14 protein-coding genes and 1 other RNA gene are annotated in these 15,227 nt (G+C 56.0%); 8 read left to right on the top strand and 7 right to left on the bottom strand.

Annotated features, from left to right (window positions below; all coding sequences use genetic code 11):
• Positions 1–119: 119 nt before the first annotated feature.
• Both EKL29_RS18205 and xthA read left to right on the top strand, forming a co-directional pair.
• A non-coding RNA gene (locus EKL29_RS18205) (RtT sRNA) lies at positions 120–247 on the top strand.
• A 175-nt stretch (positions 248–422) separates the two neighbouring features.
• The gene (xthA, locus tag EKL29_RS18200) at positions 423–1,229 is read left to right on the top strand and encodes an exodeoxyribonuclease III (RefSeq protein WP_120453990.1); all 807 of its coding nucleotides are present in this window, start codon (positions 423–425) and stop codon (positions 1,227–1,229) included.
• A gap of 29 nt (positions 1,230–1,258) precedes the next feature.
• Here xthA and EKL29_RS18195 read toward each other — a convergent pair whose 3' ends face one another.
• The 3 genes from EKL29_RS18195 to EKL29_RS18185 form a co-directional block, all read right to left on the bottom strand.
• The gene (locus EKL29_RS18195) at positions 1,259–1,561 is read right to left on the bottom strand and encodes a YnjH family protein (RefSeq protein WP_376749706.1); all 303 of its coding nucleotides are present in this window, start codon (positions 1,559–1,561) and stop codon (positions 1,259–1,261) included.
• Complete coding sequence (locus EKL29_RS18190; RefSeq protein ID WP_126690365.1) at positions 1,561–3,480, bottom strand: DNA topoisomerase III; 1,920 nt, start codon at positions 3,478–3,480, stop codon at positions 1,561–1,563. The genes EKL29_RS18195 and EKL29_RS18190 overlap by 1 nt, the downstream gene beginning before the upstream one ends.
• 177 nt (positions 3,481–3,657) lie before the next feature.
• Positions 3,658–4,209: an NAD(P)H nitroreductase gene (locus EKL29_RS18185; RefSeq protein WP_120453984.1), complete on the bottom strand. Its 552-nt coding sequence runs from the start codon at positions 4,207–4,209 to the stop codon at positions 3,658–3,660.
• A 172-nt stretch (positions 4,210–4,381) separates the two neighbouring features.
• Between EKL29_RS18185 and sppA the strand changes: the two genes are divergently transcribed.
• From sppA to pncA, 3 genes are all read left to right on the top strand, one after another.
• Positions 4,382–6,241 (top strand): signal peptide peptidase SppA, encoded by a 1,860-nt coding sequence (sppA, locus tag EKL29_RS18180; RefSeq protein WP_126690364.1) that lies wholly within the window; start codon positions 4,382–4,384, stop codon positions 6,239–6,241.
• Between the two features lie 84 nt (positions 6,242–6,325).
• Positions 6,326–7,339 carry an asparaginase gene (ansA, locus tag EKL29_RS18175; RefSeq protein ID WP_120453980.1) on the top strand — a complete coding sequence of 338 codons (1,014 nt, stop codon included), beginning with the start codon at positions 6,326–6,328 and terminating at the stop codon, positions 7,337–7,339.
• A 17-nt stretch (positions 7,340–7,356) separates the two neighbouring features.
• Positions 7,357–7,965 (top strand): bifunctional nicotinamidase/pyrazinamidase, encoded by a 609-nt coding sequence (gene pncA / locus EKL29_RS18170; RefSeq protein ID WP_120453978.1) that lies wholly within the window; start codon positions 7,357–7,359, stop codon positions 7,963–7,965.
• Positions 7,966–8,003: 38 nt separating this feature from the next.
• Here pncA and EKL29_RS18165 read toward each other — a convergent pair whose 3' ends face one another.
• On the bottom strand, positions 8,004–8,285 hold the full coding sequence (locus EKL29_RS18165; RefSeq protein ID WP_120453976.1) for a YeaC family protein: 282 nt from the start codon (positions 8,283–8,285) through the stop codon (positions 8,004–8,006).
• Between the two features lie 3 nt (positions 8,286–8,288).
• Complete coding sequence (msrB, locus tag EKL29_RS18160; RefSeq protein ID WP_120453974.1) at positions 8,289–8,699, bottom strand: peptide-methionine (R)-S-oxide reductase MsrB; 411 nt, start codon at positions 8,697–8,699, stop codon at positions 8,289–8,291.
• Positions 8,700–9,040: 341 nt separating this feature from the next.
• Here msrB and gapA point away from each other — a divergent pair, with 341 nt between their 5' ends.
• Entirely contained in the window at positions 9,041–10,036 is a 996-nt protein-coding gene (gapA, locus tag EKL29_RS18155; protein WP_120453972.1) for a glyceraldehyde-3-phosphate dehydrogenase, read from the top strand.
• Positions 10,037–10,111: 75 nt separating this feature from the next.
• Positions 10,112–10,987, top strand: a complete 876-nt coding sequence (locus EKL29_RS18150; protein ID WP_126690363.1) for a D-hexose-6-phosphate mutarotase — start codon at positions 10,112–10,114, stop codon at positions 10,985–10,987.
• A gap of 176 nt (positions 10,988–11,163) precedes the next feature.
• On the opposite strand, the gene EKL29_RS18145 is transcribed toward EKL29_RS18150, so the two are convergent.
• Together EKL29_RS18145 and EKL29_RS18140 are read right to left on the bottom strand one after the other, a co-directional pair.
• Positions 11,164–12,015, bottom strand: coding sequence for an aldo/keto reductase (locus EKL29_RS18145; RefSeq protein WP_120453968.1), 852 nt, complete (start codon positions 12,013–12,015; stop codon positions 11,164–11,166).
• 72 nt (positions 12,016–12,087) lie between these two features.
• Complete coding sequence (locus EKL29_RS18140; protein ID WP_120453966.1) at positions 12,088–12,837, bottom strand: MipA/OmpV family protein; 750 nt, start codon at positions 12,835–12,837, stop codon at positions 12,088–12,090.
• Between the two features lie 420 nt (positions 12,838–13,257).
• Between EKL29_RS18140 and yeaG the strand changes: the two genes are divergently transcribed.
• The gene (gene yeaG, locus EKL29_RS18135; RefSeq protein ID WP_120453965.1) at positions 13,258–15,192 is read left to right on the top strand and encodes a protein kinase YeaG; all 1,935 of its coding nucleotides are present in this window, start codon (positions 13,258–13,260) and stop codon (positions 15,190–15,192) included.
• The last annotated feature ends 35 nt before the right edge of the window (positions 15,193–15,227 follow it).

The raw sequence follows: 15,227 nt of genomic DNA, 5'->3' as shown, positions 1-15,227 counted from the left end.
CCGAGCGGCCAAAGGGAGCAGACTGTAAATCTGCCGTCACAGACTTCGAAGGTTCGAATCCTTCTCCCACCACCATCCTTGTATATTCTCCTGTATTTCATTTATCGCTCAGCTTTTCCCGGAAATTACAGCGGAGAAGGATGAGAAACTTCGACCGAAGGTTCGGGTCGAGCGCAGCGAGACAACGCGCATCGCGCGGTCCGGAGGGTGAGGCGCAACGCGCCGAATAATCCTTCTCCCACCACCATCCTTCTATATTCTCCTGTATTTCATTTATTGCTCAGCTTTCCCGGAAATTACAGCGGAGAAGGGTGAGAAGCGTCGACTGAAGTTTCGGGCGCAGCATCGCACGCATCTCCATGACTTTTTCCTGAAAAATCGCTACCATCCGGCGCAACATTCGCAGAACACTGGTCCACGCCATGAAATTTGTTTCATTCAACATCAACGGGTTGCGCGCCCGGCCCCACCAGCTTGAAGCGCTGGTTGAACAGCATCAGCCAGACGTTATCGGCCTGCAGGAAACCAAAGTGCATGACGATATGTTCCCCCTCGAAGAGGTGGCGAAACTCGGCTATAACGTCTTTTATCACGGCCAGAAAGGCCATTACGGCGTGGCGCTGATGACCAAGGTACAACCGGTATCGGTGCGCCGCGGCTTTCCCGGCGACGATGACGAGGCGCAGCGGCGTCTGATCATGGCGGAAATTCCGAGTCCGATAGGCGACATTACCGTGATCAATGGCTATTTCCCGCAGGGAGAGAGCCGCGATCATCCGGTAAAATTTCCGGCGAAAGAGAAATTTTATCGCGATCTGCAATCCTACCTGGAGCAGAGTCTGCTGGCAGATAAGCCGGTGCTGATTATGGGCGATATGAACATCAGCAGCACCGATCTCGATATCGGCATTGGCGAAGATAGCCGTAAACGCTGGTTGCGCACCGGCAAGTGCTCATTCCTGCCGGAAGAGCGCGAGTGGATGGATCGCCTGCTGAAATGGGGTCTGGTGGATACCTTCCGCGAAAAAAATCCTGAAGTCAGCGACCGCTTCTCCTGGTTCGACTATCGCTCAAGAGGCTTCGATGACAATCGCGGATTGCGTATCGATCTGCTGTTGGCCAGCCAGCCGCTGGCCGCGCGCTGCGTAGAGACAGGGATCGACTACGAAATCCGCAGCATGGAAAAACCGTCCGACCACGCGCCGGTCTGGTCAACCTTCCAGTTCTGACGCGCCGGCGTGGCGATGCGCCACGCCGCTTACTTCACGATTTTCCAGATCAGCGGATTGGTGCCGAGCACCTTTTCATCACGCGCACACTGCAACAGCACCCCTTCCGACTTCACCACCGCACCCTCGCTGTAATTGCGATTCTCAAAAATACAGCACTGCTGGCAGCTCGGCGCGCTTTGATTTTGCGTCCAGACTTCAGGCGGCATATCCACCACCACATCCGCATTACCGCCAGCGTTATATTCCTGCTGATGCGAGTGCACAGGATTCGCCATGGCCGAACCGCTTAACAGCGCCGCAATAACCCAAAAACCGGCGGAATAACGCATTACTCGCTCTCCTTCACTTTTCGTTTCGCCGTCCGTTTCGGACGTTTCTTCTGCCCTGTTGCGGGCAGCCCGCGAAAGGCCATCGCACTGGGCTGCTGGCGCGCCTGATGGATCAGTTCGGTCAGCGTACTGACCAGCGGTTGCATAAACTCCTCATAGCGGCACGCTTTCTCGCTGATGCGCGTCAGGGTAGATTCCCACTGCGCCGTCATATCGGGACGGGCCGCCAGCTCCGGCAGCGAATGGATCAATGCCCTTCCTGCGGCGGTTGCGTTGATATAGCGTCCATTCTTTACCAGAAATGCGCGGCGGAACAGCAGCTCGATAATCCCGGCGCGCGTGGCCTCCGTTCCTAAACCATCGGTCGCACGCAGCACTTTCTTTAATTCTTTATCCTGTACAAAGCGGGCGATGCCGGTCATCGCGGACAGCAGCGTCGCGTCGGTAAACGGGCGCGGCGGCTGGGTCTGCTTCGCCAGTACCTCGCCACGCTCGCAGAGCAGTTCGTCATTCTTCGCCACAACCGGCAGCGGCGTCCCGTCATTCTCCTCGTCGCGCTCTTTGCTGCCCAGCAGCGCGCGCCAGCCCGCCTCGGCAAGAAAGCGCGCTTTGGCGACAAACTTGCCGCCCGCGATATCCAGCTCGATCACGCATTTGCGAAAGACCGCGTCGGGACAAAACTGCATCAGATACTGGCGCGCGATCAGGGCATACACGTTCTGCTCGTTCTCCGTCAGCCGCACCGCGCTGGCGCGGGCGGTAGGGATAATGGCGTGGTGGGCATCGACCTTCTTGTCATCCCAGCAGCGGTTACGGCGATCGGCGCTAAAGTCGTCCGGCGGCGTCATCGCGCCCGCATGCGCCTGAATCGCCTTTAGCACTGCGTGACGACCGGCAAAATGCTCTTCCGGCAGATAGCGGCAGTCAGAACGCGGATAAGTGATCAGCTTATGGGTTTCATAGAGCTTCTGGCAGGTGTCCAGTACCGTTTGCGCGCTCAGTCCGTAGCGCTTCGCCGCCTCGATCTGCAGGCTGGAGAGCGAAAAAGGCAGCGGCGCGCCCTCGCCTTCGCGCTTATCGTTATAGCTGGTGACGAGAGCAGGCTGACCTGCAATGCGGGCGACGACATGATCCGCCAGCGCACGGTGCAGCAGACGCCCCTCTTCATCCTGCCAGGGCTCGCAGGCGTCGCTGGGCACCCAGCTGGCGACAAAGCGCTGCTGATCTGGCGTCACGATATGGGCTTTTACTTCGAAATAATCCCTGGGAATGAAGTTTTCAATCTCTTCATCGCGGCGCACCACCAGGCCAAGAACCGGCGTCTGCACGCGGCCGACCGACAGCACGCCGTCATAGCCCGCATTGCGTCCCAGTAGCGTCCAGGCGCGCGTCATATTAATGCCGTAGAGCCAGTCGGCGCGCGCGCGCGCCAGCGCCGAAACGCACAGCGGAATAAATTCGCGGTTTTCGCGCAGGCGGCTTACTGCCCGCTCCACCGCCTGCGGATTGAGGTCGTTAATCAGGCAGCGCTGGACGCGGCTGCGTTTTTCCGCCGGCAACTGCAGATAGTCCAGCACTTCATCCACCAGCAGCTGCCCTTCGCGGTCGGGGTCGCCAGCATGTACCACCTCGCTGGCCTGCTTCAGCAACTTCTCGATCACTTTAAGCTGCTTCGCCACCGAAGGGCGCGGCTGTAACTGCCATTTTTGCGGGATGATCGGCAGGTCGGCCAGCGACCAGCGCGCATAGCGGCTGTCGTAGCTGTCCGGCTGCGCCTGCTCCAGCAAATGCCCGACGCACCAGGTAACGACCTGATCGTCGCCGCAGGCGATAAAGCCTTCGCCGCGACGGTGGGGTTTAGGCAACACATCGGCGATCGCGCGGCCAAGGCTGGGTTTTTCCGCAATAAACAAACGCATGGGTCAGAAAGATCCTTTACTTCAGGGTATGAAGGTCATTCGGCTAACGCGACAGAGGCGCTGCGCTATCTTAGACGTTTCCTGATACGGAGGTAAGCTCTGGCGGGCCACTTCTGGATCGGTCGCACAGGATCCGCGCAACCCGCTCAGCTGTCATATGAAGAGAGGAGCCGTCAGCTAGAAATAGCTGACAAAAGGCGCGGTGTCGGGATGAATTACGGTGGTGCTGGATTTTAACTGCGGCGTGCCAAGGTAGAGGAAGCCAACAATAGCGTCCTGTTCACGGCAGTTGAAGGCGCTGCGCACGCGCGCATTGTCGGTCCAGGGGCCGCTGCGCCAGATGCCGTTGAAGCCCTGCGCCGCTGCCGCCATCTGCATCGCCATCACTGCACATCCCGCTGACACCACCTGCTCCCAGCGCGGCACCTTAGGATGCTCTTCGCAGTGGGCGATAACGGTGATGATCATTGGCGCGCGGAATGGCGAGCGCGCAGCTTTATCAATCGCCTTGTCATCCAGCTGCGCCTCACGCGCCGCCTCTTCCAGCAGCGCGCTCAGACGATCGCGCCCTTCATTCTCAACGATCACAAAGCGCCACGGCTGCAGCGTGCCGTGATCCGGCGCACGCATCCCGGCCCGGATAATGTTTTGCAGACTCTCGCCGGAAGGCGCCGGCTCGGTCAGACGCGAAGCAGAGCGACGATTGACCAGTAATTCAAGTGCATCCATGGTTTTCTCCTGATGTCATAACGCGTTGGCTAATCCTGGCACAGCCTGATCTTTTGTAACAGTCCGCCGCGATTTCCTGCTGACATTTTCCACGCCGCTCTTTAGGATGAGGGCGTCATGGAAGGCGGAGCCGCGCGGCGACCGCTTTCCGCTAGCGAAAATGGAGAGTCTGATGCGCACATTGTGGCGAATTATTGCCGGTCTGTTCCGATGGACATGGCGAGTGCTGAATTTTATCAGGGAGTTTATTCTCAATCTGTTCCTGATCTTCTTAATCCTGATTGGCGTCGGCATCTGGCTGCAGGTCAGCGGTTCCGGCAGCAACTCGACGCCGCTGCAACAAGGCGCGCTGAAAGTCGATCTTACCGGCGTGCTGGTGGATAAGCCTTCGGTCAGCAATAAGCTGAGCAAGCTGGGACGTCAGCTGCTGGGCGCGAATAGCGATCGCCTGCAGGAGAACTCGCTGTTCGATGTGGTCGACGCCATCCGTCAGGCGAAGAGCGATAAAAATATTACCGGCATGGTGCTGGATCTGCGCGAATTCGCCGGTGGCGATCAGCCTTCTCTGCAATATGTTGGCAAAGCACTGCGCGAGTTCCGCGACAGCGGCAAGCCCATTTTTGCACTGGGCGACAGCTATAGTCAGGCGCAATACTATCTCGCCAGCTACGCCAGCAAAATCTACCTTTCTCCGCAGGGCACCGTCGATCTGCACGGCTTCGCCACTAACGGCCTCTACTATAAAACGCTGCTGGATAAGCTGAAGGTGAACTCCCACGTCTTCCGCGTCGGCACCTATAAGTCAGCGGTCGAGCCTTTCCTGCGCGACGATATGTCGCAGGCGGCGCGTGACGCCGACAGCCGCTGGGTCGGTCAGCTGTGGCAGAACTACCTGAATACCGTGGCGGGCAACCGTCAGATTACGCTGGAACAGCTCTTCCCTGGCGCGGCGGCCGTTATTGCTGGCCTTGAGGCGGTGAACGGCGATACGGCCAAATATGCGCTGAATAACAAACTGGTGGACGTGCTGGACAGCCGTGCGGCGGCCGATCAGGAGCTGGTGAAAACCTTCGGCTGGGATAAAGCCAGTAACGACTATCACAGCGTCAGCATCTATGACTACAACGTTAAACAACCGACCCAGCGGGATGGCAACATCGCGGTTGTGATGGCGAGCGGCGCGATTATGGACGGCGAAGAGACCCCGGGCAACGTTGGCGGCGACACCACCGCCTCGCAGATCCGCGATGCCCGTCTCGATCCTAAAATCAAAGCGATTATTCTGCGCGTCAACAGCCCTGGCGGCAGCGTCACGGCTTCTGAAGCGATCCGCGAAGAGCTGGCGGCGGCACACGCGGCCGGTAAGCCCGTCGTCGTCTCTATGGGCGGCATGGCGGCTTCAGGCGGCTACTGGATTTCGACGCCAGCCGACTATATCGTTGCGAACCCCAGCACCCTGACCGGTTCGATCGGTATTTTCGGCGTGATCAATACGCTGGAAAACAGTCTGGACAGCATCGGCGTGCATACGGATGGCGTTGCTACTTCGCCGCTGGCGGACGTCGCCTCTACCAAAGCCTTGCCGACCGAGGTCCAGCAGCTGATGCAGCTGACGATTGAAAACGGCTACCGCAACTTTGTCGGTCTGGTTGCCGCATCGCGTCATAAAACGCCGGAGCAAATCGACGCTATCGCGCAGGGCCATGTCTGGACCGGCAGTGATGCGAAAGCCAACGGTCTGGTGGATGCGCTGGGCGACTTTGACGACGCCGTGAAAAAAGCGGGCGAACTGGCGAAAGTCGCGAAGCCGCAGCTGGCCTGGTATCAGGATCAGCCCGGCATGTTCGATATGCTGCTTAACCAGGTCAGCGCCTCGGCACAGGCTGTGCTGCCGACAACGCTGAAAGCCTGGCTGCCTGCGCCAATGCTGGAGGTGATGAGCGCCATGAAGCAACAGCCTGGCCTGCTGAATAATCTCAACGATCCGCAAAATCGCTATGCGTTCTGTCTGAACTGCGGCGAAGTGCGATAAAGCTCGCAGCCCGGTCGTAGACCGGGCTGCTTTTCCCCTGCTTTCCCCTTATACTGCGCGTTTTACGGCAAGTCTGAGTTTGTGATGCAAAAGAAAAATATCTATGTCGCTTATACGGGCGGCACCATCGGCATGCAGCGCTCTGCACAGGGCTATATACCGGTTTCAGGTCATCTGCAGCAGCAGTTGGCGAATATGCCGGAGTTCCACCGCCCTGAAATGCCCGATTTCACTATTCACGAATACGATCCGCTAATCGACTCCTCCGATATGACACCCGAAGACTGGCAGTCGATCGCGGAAGATATTCGACAAAATTATGATCGTTACGATGGATTTGTTATCCTGCATGGAACCGATACCATGGCGTTCACCGCGTCGGCCCTGTCGTTTATGCTGGAGAACCTGGCGAAGCCCGTGATCGTAACCGGCTCGCAGATCCCGCTGGCGGAGCTACGCTCCGATGGCCAGCAGAACCTGCTTAATGCCCTCTACGTTGCGGCGAACTATCCCGTTAACGAGGTATCGCTGTTTTTCAACAATCAGCTCTATCGCGGCAACCGCACCACAAAAGCGCATGCGGACGGCTTTAACGCCTTTGCGTCGCCGAACCTCTCTGCGCTACTGGAGGCGGGCATCCATATTCGTCGTCTGAATACGCCGCCCGCGCCGCAAGGAAAAGGCCCGCTGAAGGTGCATACCATTACGCCTCAGCCTATCGGTGTCGTCACCATTTATCCGGGCATTTCGGCGGACGTGGTGCGCAACTTTTTACGCCAGCCGGTTAAAGCGCTTATTCTGCGCTCCTATGGCGTCGGCAATGCGCCGCAGAATGCCGAGTTCCTTGCCGAGCTGCAGCAGGCCAGCGATCGCGGCATTGTCGTGGTTAACCTGACCCAGTGTATTTCGGGCAAGGTGAATATGGGCGGCTACGCCACCGGCAACGCTCTTGAGCATGCGGGCGTTATTAGCGGATTTGATTTAACGGTGGAAGCCGCGCTGACCAAGCTCCACTTTTTACTGAGTCAGGCGCTCTCCTGCGATCAGATTCGCGCCAGGATGCAGCAAAACTTGCGCGGTGAACTGACCGAAGACTAATTACGGAGCCACCTGTTATGAAGCAGGCCCTCATTATCATAGATATCCAAAACGACTTTTGTCCGGGCGGTCCAATGGCCGTGCACGAAGGCGATATGACCGTACCGGTCGCTAATCGTTATGCGCGGGAATTTCGCGCCCGAGGCGAATATGTGCTGGCGCTCCAGGACTGGCATCCGGCCAACCATGGCAGCTTCGCATCGGTTTCCGGCGAGCCGGTCTATACGCTGGGCGAACTGAACGGGCTGGCGCAGATCTGGTGGCCGGATCATGGCATTCAGGGCTCTGCTGGCGCCGAACTTCACCCCGGCCTCGATCGCAACCTGATCGACGCGGTATTTCATAAAGGTCAGGATGTCGATGTCGACAGCTACAGCGCCTTTTTCGACAACGGTCATCGCCGCAAAACCGAACTGGACAGCTGGCTGCAGGCGCGCGGCATTACCCATCTGGTGATGCTGGGGATTGCAACGGACTACTGCGTGAAATACAGCGTGCTGGACGCGCTGGAGCTGGGTTATCAGGTGACCGTGGTAAAAGAAGGCTGCCGCGGCGTGAATCTCAGTCCGGAAGACAGCGAGATCGCTTTCGCCCAGATGAAGGCGCAAGGCGCCGTGCTGATTTAATTAAATACAATAAGGCCGACGCAACGTCGGCCTTATGCTTAGTGCAGGTTGATGCGTGTAATCTCGCTATCGATGCCGAACTCTTCCTTCAGCTCTCTTTTCGATTTCGTCACCATCTCGCCGCCTTTGCCGATAGTCATATGCTGCGGCGCCTCGTTATGGCGTGCCTGATAGAGCATCACCAGCTGCATGCAGTTATCACGCTGCTCCTGAGTCAGCGCCACGCCGTCTGGCCACTTGCCGGTTTCCACCGCCGTCGCCAGGCGCTCATAAACCTCAGGCGTCATGGCGTCGAGCATGGTTTCGAGCTGTTGTTTCATCCTTTACCCCTGCTTTTCTTCGCCCTGTTCGTCAGTAAAACTCAGCGACGCCGAGTTTACGCAGTAGCGCTCGCCGGTCGGCTGCGGACCATCTGGAAAAACGTGTCCCAGATGGGCGTCGCAGTTGTTACAGCGGATCTCAATGCGGTGCATACCGTGAGAGTCATCTTCCAGATAGCGAATCGCGTCATCGCTGACCGGCTGATAGAAGCTCGGCCAGCCGCAGCCGGAGTCATACTTTGTCTCCGAGAGAAACAGCGGCGCGTTGCAGACCAGACAGTGGTAGATGCCTTCCTGTTTATTGTGCAGAAGCGCGCCGCTGAAAGGCGGTTCAGTGCCACGATGTTGAGTAACATAGCGCTGCATTTCAGACAATTGCGCAATTTTTGCTTCGGATGCGGTTTCTTTAGCCATTTGAGTGGTTCCGGAGAGTGTCATTCTGAAAAAATCGACTAATATTCTAACAAACGAATAACATTACCGGGGCTTTTTTCGTGCTTAGTCGACAGACTTCTTTTTCGCAGCGTAGATTTGTGACCTCGATCACCTTTTGCTAATGCTATCCCTTTATATTCAGCTCTCGGGTTTCAGCATCACCTCAACACGTTTGTTGCGCAAGCGGTTGCGCATCAAATTATTCCTGTCGAACGGATTGACCTGTCGCAACTATTGACACGATTCCGCTTGACGCCTGGTAAGGTTTTTGTAATTTTACAGCCAACCTTTTATTCACTAACAAATAGCTGGTGGAATATATGACTATCAAAGTAGGTATCAACGGTTTTGGTCGTATCGGCCGTATCGTTTTCCGTGCTGCTCAGCAGCGTTCTGACATCGAAATCGTTGCAATCAACGACCTGTTAGACGCGGACTACATGGCTTACATGCTGAAGTACGACTCAACGCACGGCCGCTTCAACGGCACCGTTGAAGTGCAGGACGGCGCGTTAATCGTTAACGGCAAAAAAATCCGCGTTACCTCTGAGAAAGACCCGGCTAACCTGAAGTGGGACGAAGTAGGCGTTGACGTTGTTGCTGAAGCGACCGGTATCTTCCTGACCGACGAAACCGCACGTAAACACATCACTGCTGGCGCGAAAAAAGTCGTTCTGACCGGTCCGTCTAAAGACGACACCCCGATGTTCGTTCGCGGCGCTAACTTCGACAAATATGCAGGCCAGGATATCGTTTCCAACGCTTCCTGCACCACCAACTGCCTGGCACCGCTGGCGAAAGTTATCAACGACAAATTCGGCATCGTCGAAGGTCTGATGACGACCGTTCACGCGACTACCGCTACTCAGAAAACCGTTGACGGCCCGTCTCACAAAGACTGGCGCGGCGGCCGCGGCGCATCTCAGAACATCATCCCGTCTTCTACTGGCGCAGCGAAAGCCGTGGGCAAAGTCCTGCCGGAGCTGAACGGTAAACTGACTGGTATGGCGTTCCGCGTACCGACTCCAAACGTCTCTGTGGTTGACCTGACCGTACGTCTGGAAAAAGCGGCTTCTTACAAAGAAATTTGTGAAGCGATCAAAGCGGCTGCAGAAGGCGAGATGAAAGACGTGCTGGGCTACGTGGAAGATGACGTGGTTTCTACCGATTTCAACGGCGAAGTGCTGACCTCTGTATTCGATGCCAAAGCAGGTATCGCGCTGAACGACAACTTCGTGAAACTGGTTTCCTGGTACGACAACGAAACCGGCTACTCAAACAAAGTTCTCGACCTGATCGCGCTGGTTGCTAAATAAGCATACCGGTCACGACAGACAATAAGGGCGACTTCGGTCGCCCTTTTTTATCGTAGCAACAGGAAGGATTCGGTTATGCAAGATAAAATTTTCTCCCTGCCGGTGGTGAAGCAAATTACCCCCTATCTCTCGCAGCGCCAGCTTGGTGATTTGCCGGTCATCGTGGTGAGTCATCCCCAGGTTCGTGCTGCGATAACCCTTCAGGGCGCGCACCTGATCGCCTGGCAGCCGAGCGGTGAAAAGCCGGTGATCTGGCTGAGCGAAAAGTCGCTTTTTTCAGCGGGTAAAGCCATTCGCGGCGGCGTGCCGATCTGCTGGCCATGGTTTGGGCCGGAAGGCGAACCGGCGCACGGTTTCGCCCGTAATCAGCCATGGACGCTTTCAGCGCACGATGAGAATGACGAGAACGTGATGCTGACGTTTGTGCTGGAAAGCACGGCGCAAACGAAAAAGCTATGGCCGCATGACTTTACCCTTTTCGCCCGTTTCCGCCTGGGCAAGCACTGCGAAATCGAGCTTGAAGCGCACGGCGACTTTACCGCTACCGGCGCGCTGCACACTTATTTCCAGGTAGCTGATATCGCCGACGTCGAGGTGAGCGGACTGGGCACACGCTTTATTGACAAAGTGGACAATAACAGCGAACAGGTCTCCAGCGGCAAACAGACCTATCCGGGTCGCATTGACCGTGTCTTCACTCAGCCGGAAGATTGTTCGCTGGTTCACGATAAGCAAGGACAGCGCGTCATCGAGGTCTATCACCATCATCACAGCGATGTGGTTACCTGGAATCCGGGCGTGGAACTCTCCTGCAGCATGGCGGATATGGCGAATGACGGCTATAAGACCATGGTGTGCGTAGAGACGGCACGTATCAATAAGCCAATGCGCAGCGCAGGCGAAAAACCGGCGAGGCTGGCAACCACCTTCCGGCTGCGGCAAAAAGCTTAATAATTTTTCAGGCAAGTCTGGAAGCTAAGGAGTGGTTGACGCGGACTGAAGAGCAAAGCGTCCCGCGCCAGGGATGGCGCGGGCCGAGCGAGCAAGGATGCCTTGAGCGACTTTGCGATCGGTCCGCGTCATCCACGACAGCCCGGCACTGACAGAAATTATGTTTTGCCTGACTTTTACACCACATCCAGCGCCAGCTTATGTTGCGGCGGCGGAAAGGCTTTGTTGATCCGCGCCAGCTCTTCATCGCTCAGCCGGACCTGCAGCGCGGCCGCATTCTCCTGAACATGCGCCAGCGAACTGGCCTTAGGGATCGCGATAACGCCCTCGTTACGAATAACCCACGCCAGCAACAGCTGCGCTACGCTGATGCCCTTCTGTTGGGCAATCTCCAGCAGCGTAGCGTCAGAGAAGAGTGTCTGACGCAGCCTTCCCGCCTGTGCCAGCGGACAATAGGCCATCACCGGCATTTGACGCTGCTGACACTCTGGCAGGAGATCGAATTCAATTCCGCGCGAAGCGAGATGGTAAAGTACCTGATTGGTGGCGCAGGCTGTGCCGCCCGGCTCGCTCAGCAACTCCTGCAAATCGTCGACGTCAAAATTAGAGACGCCCCAGCGCAAAATTTTGCCCTGCTGCTGTAGCCTCTCCATCGCGCGGATCGTCTCTTCAAGCGGTACGTTGCCCCGCCAGTGCAGCAGATAAAGATCCAGCCGGTCGGTGCCGAGCCGTTTCAGACTACGCTCGCAGGCGTCGACTGCATCCACTTCACTTGCGTTCCATGGATAGACTTTAGAGACGACAAAAGCGCTGTCGCGTCGTCCACGCAGCGCCTCGCCTACGACCTCTTCCGCACCGCCTTCCGCGTACATCTCCGCCGTGTCAATCAGGGTTAATCCTGCATCCAGCCCCGCCTGCAGCGCGGCGACTTCTTCACGGCGGCGCGCGGCCTCCTCGCCCATATACCAGGTGCCCTGACCAATAGCGGGTAGTCGTGTGTGGTCATCAAAAGCGATCGCTTTATCCATCCTTTTACTCCTGCATCAAATCAGGGCACCAGAATAGTGCCATGGTTAAAAATCCGCCCCATAACGGTGACGTCAGAAGGTATAGCTGATACCTGTCCAGAGCGTGGTCTGCCCGCTTTTGTCGATCATCGGGCTGTCTTTGATCTCGCTATCGAAGCGGGTATAGCGGCCCACCAGGCTGGCATTCCACTGCGGCGAAATTTGATAGCTGGCGCCCAGTTCAACGTAAGGAGACCAGCTGTCGTCAGGCTGATAGCGGTTGATGCCGGTACGCGCAGCTTCATGGCTGGAGACGCCATAATAGTAGCGGTTCTGATTTGCGCTGTTCCACATGGCACCAATGCCAGGCGTCAGGCTAAAGTCGCCGAACTCGAAGCGATAGAGGTAGGCCAGATCCCAGATAATGCCGTTGCTGTTGTTCAGCACATCGCCCAGCAGCGCCGTACGAAGGATGCCCCAATCCGCCATATGGCTGTAGGTGGCGCCGCCCATCAGCGTCATACGACGCTTATCAAGGTCTTTCATATCGCCCAGATCGTTATCGCCCGGATCGTACTCCTGGGGCGATCCCAGCAGCGTCAGCGAGAGCTGGTTCTGCGGATCCTTCCACAGGTAATAGCCGCCCTGCAGGCTGTGGAACCAGAAATTATCGCCGTCATAATTGATAACCGGCAGCGGTAAATAGCGATCCTGTCCGCCACGGTAGGGGGACTGGGCGTAAATCACTGATGCGCCTAATGAGAAGCTTTCAGCAGCAGCGGTATTAGCAAAAAAAAGAGCGCAAATAATTGCGCCATGCGCTTTAAGTTTGAAATGGTTCACAATTTATTTCTTCCATAAATATAAAAATCACTACGAAGTTTAACGATTTTTGCTCGCCTGTTTAACCATAATCTGCGGTGCTCTTTAGCAGAGCGGCTGAAAGCGGCACATCTGCCGGATTCTACTCTCTTTTCCCTTTGAATAGCGCAAGCCTGGCTTTGCAACAATCTGACTTTGTTATTGATATATCGCCAGATAGCAAAATTATGCGGAGGAAATTTCCTAAATGCCTTCTACAGTTAAGAGTAAGCCGTAAGACTTTATACGAGCAGAGTGACCATAAGAAGTGTGTACCCCGATAACAATACATCAGGTTGGCATAAGGGTTGCTGTACTCAAATCAGAATATCTTCCGGGAGCTGCATGAGCCTTTAATTACGCTCCTTTACCTGTGCTAAAAACGAAAGGACGGGCATCGCTATGAATATATTCGATCACTATCGTCAGCGTTATGAAGCTGCCAAGGACGAAGAGTTCACACTGCAGGAATTCCTTGCCATCTGTAAGCAGGATCGCAGTGCATACGCCAACGCCGCAGAGCGACTCTTAATGGCTATTGGTGAGCCAGTAATGGTCGACACTGCTCAGGAGCCACGCCTTTCCAGAATATTCTCTAACCGTGTGATTGGCCGCTATCCGGCCTTCGAAGAGTTCTATGGCATGGAAGAAGCTATAGAGCAGATCGTTTCCTATCTGAAACATGCCGCTCAGGGTCTGGAGGAGAGAAAACAGATCCTCTATTTACTGGGGCCGGTAGGCGGGGGTAAATCATCGCTGGCGGAGCGTCTGAAAGCGCTGATGCAGCGCGTGCCGATTTACGTTCTGAGCGCCGACGGCGAACGCAGCCCGGTCAACGATCATCCGCTCTGCCTGTTTAATCCGCAGGAAGACGCCAACATTCTTGAAAAAGAGTACAACGTGCCGCGTCGTTATCTCGGCACAATTATGTCGCCCTGGGCCGCTAAACGGCTGCATGAATTCGGCGGCGACATTACTCGCTTCAAAGTCGTGAAAGTCTGGCCGTCGATTCTTGAGCAGCTGGCGATCGCGAAAACCGAGCCTGGCGACGAGAACAACCAGGATATCTCCGCGCTGGTGGGTAAAGTGGATATCCGCAAGCTGGAAAACCATGCGCAGAACGATCCCGATGCCTATGGCTATTCCGGCGCACTGTGCCGCGCCAACCAGGGTATTATGGAATTCGTCGAGATGTTTAAAGCGCCAATTAAGGTGCTGCATCCCCTGCTGACGGCGACGCAGGAAGGGAACTATAACGGTACGGAGGGGATCTCCGCGCTGCCGTTCAACGGTATTATCCTGGCGCACTCCAACGAATCGGAATGGGTAACCTTCCGCAACAACAAAAACAACGAGGCGTTCCTTGACCGTGTCTATATCGTCAAGGTGCCTTACTGCCTGCGGGTTTCCGAAGAGATCAAAATCTACGAGAAACTGCTTAACCACAGCGAGCTGGCTACCGCGCCCTGCGCGCCCGGCACGCTGGAAACGCTGGCCCGTTTCTCTATTCTGTCGCGCCTGAAAGAGCCGGAAAACTCCAGCATCTATTCAAAAATGCGCGTTTATGACGGTGAAAGCCTGAAGGACACCGATCCCAAAGCCAAATCCTGGCAGGAATATCACGACTACGCGGGCGTGGATGAGGGCATGAACGGCCTGTCGACCCGCTTCGCGTTTAAAATTCTGTCGCGCGTCTTTAACTTCGACCATACCGAAGTGGCGGCGAACCCGGTTCATCTTTTCTATGTGCTGGAGCAGCAGATTGAGCGTGAACAGTTCCCGCAGGATCAGGCTGAGAAGTATCTGGAACACCTGAAGGGCTATCTGATTCCGAAATACGCCGAGTTTATCGGTAAAGAGATTCAGACCGCTTATCTGGAGTCCTACTCTGAATATGGCCAGAACATCTTTGACCGCTACGTGACTTACGCCGATTTCTGGATTCAGGATCAGGAGTACCGCGATCCCGATACCGGACAGTTGTTCGACCGCGAGTCGCTGAATGCGGAACTGGAAAAAATCGAGAAACCGGCCGGGATCAGCAACCCGAAAGATTTCCGAAACGAGATTGTGAACTTCGTGCTGCGCGCGCGCGCGCAGAACAGCGGGCGCAATCCCAACTGGACCAGTTACGAGAAGCTGCGCACCGTGATTGAGAAGAAAATGTTCTCTAACACCGAGGAGCTGCTGCCGGTTATCTCGTTCAATACCAAAACCTCCACGGATGAACAGAAAAAACACGACGATTTTGTCGATCGCATGATGGAGAAAGGCTATACCCGCAAGCAGGTGCGTCTGCTGTGCGAATGGTATCTGCGCGTGCGTAAATCGTCATAATCACACCGCGTAAGCACGTTGATGCGCTGGCATTA

It is taken from the genome of Pantoea sp. YU22 (assembly GCF_003970755.1).
Classification (GTDB): Bacteria; Pseudomonadota; Gammaproteobacteria; order Enterobacterales; family Enterobacteriaceae; genus Pantoea; species Pantoea piersonii.
The sequence above is the reverse complement of the archived record's forward strand: the minus strand, read 5'-3'. Positions and strand labels throughout refer to the sequence as shown.

Coding starts and splice junctions, on each gene's coding strand:
- xthA (WP_120453990.1), top strand. CDS start 423: ATGAAATTTGTTTCATTCAACATCAACGGGTTGCGCGCCCGGCCCCAC.
- EKL29_RS18185 (WP_120453984.1), bottom strand. CDS start 4,209: ATGGATGCACTTGAATTACTGGTCAATCGTCGCTCTGCTTCGCGTCTG.
- EKL29_RS18145 (WP_120453968.1), bottom strand. CDS start 12,015: ATGGATAAAGCGATCGCTTTTGATGACCACACACGACTACCCGCTATT.
- EKL29_RS18190 (WP_126690365.1), bottom strand. CDS start 3,480: ATGCGTTTGTTTATTGCGGAAAAACCCAGCCTTGGCCGCGCGATCGCC.
- ansA (WP_120453980.1), top strand. CDS start 6,326: ATGCAAAAGAAAAATATCTATGTCGCTTATACGGGCGGCACCATCGGC.
- sppA (WP_126690364.1), top strand. CDS start 4,382: ATGCGCACATTGTGGCGAATTATTGCCGGTCTGTTCCGATGGACATGG.
- EKL29_RS18195 (WP_376749706.1), bottom strand. CDS start 1,561: ATGCGTTATTCCGCCGGTTTTTGGGTTATTGCGGCGCTGTTAAGCGGT.
- msrB (WP_120453974.1), bottom strand. CDS start 8,699: ATGGCTAAAGAAACCGCATCCGAAGCAAAAATTGCGCAATTGTCTGAA.
- EKL29_RS18150 (WP_126690363.1), top strand. CDS start 10,112: ATGCAAGATAAAATTTTCTCCCTGCCGGTGGTGAAGCAAATTACCCCC.
- gapA (WP_120453972.1), top strand. CDS start 9,041: ATGACTATCAAAGTAGGTATCAACGGTTTTGGTCGTATCGGCCGTATC.
- EKL29_RS18165 (WP_120453976.1), bottom strand. CDS start 8,285: ATGAAACAACAGCTCGAAACCATGCTCGACGCCATGACGCCTGAGGTT.
- pncA (WP_120453978.1), top strand. CDS start 7,357: ATGAAGCAGGCCCTCATTATCATAGATATCCAAAACGACTTTTGTCCG.
- yeaG (WP_120453965.1), top strand. CDS start 13,258: ATGAATATATTCGATCACTATCGTCAGCGTTATGAAGCTGCCAAGGAC.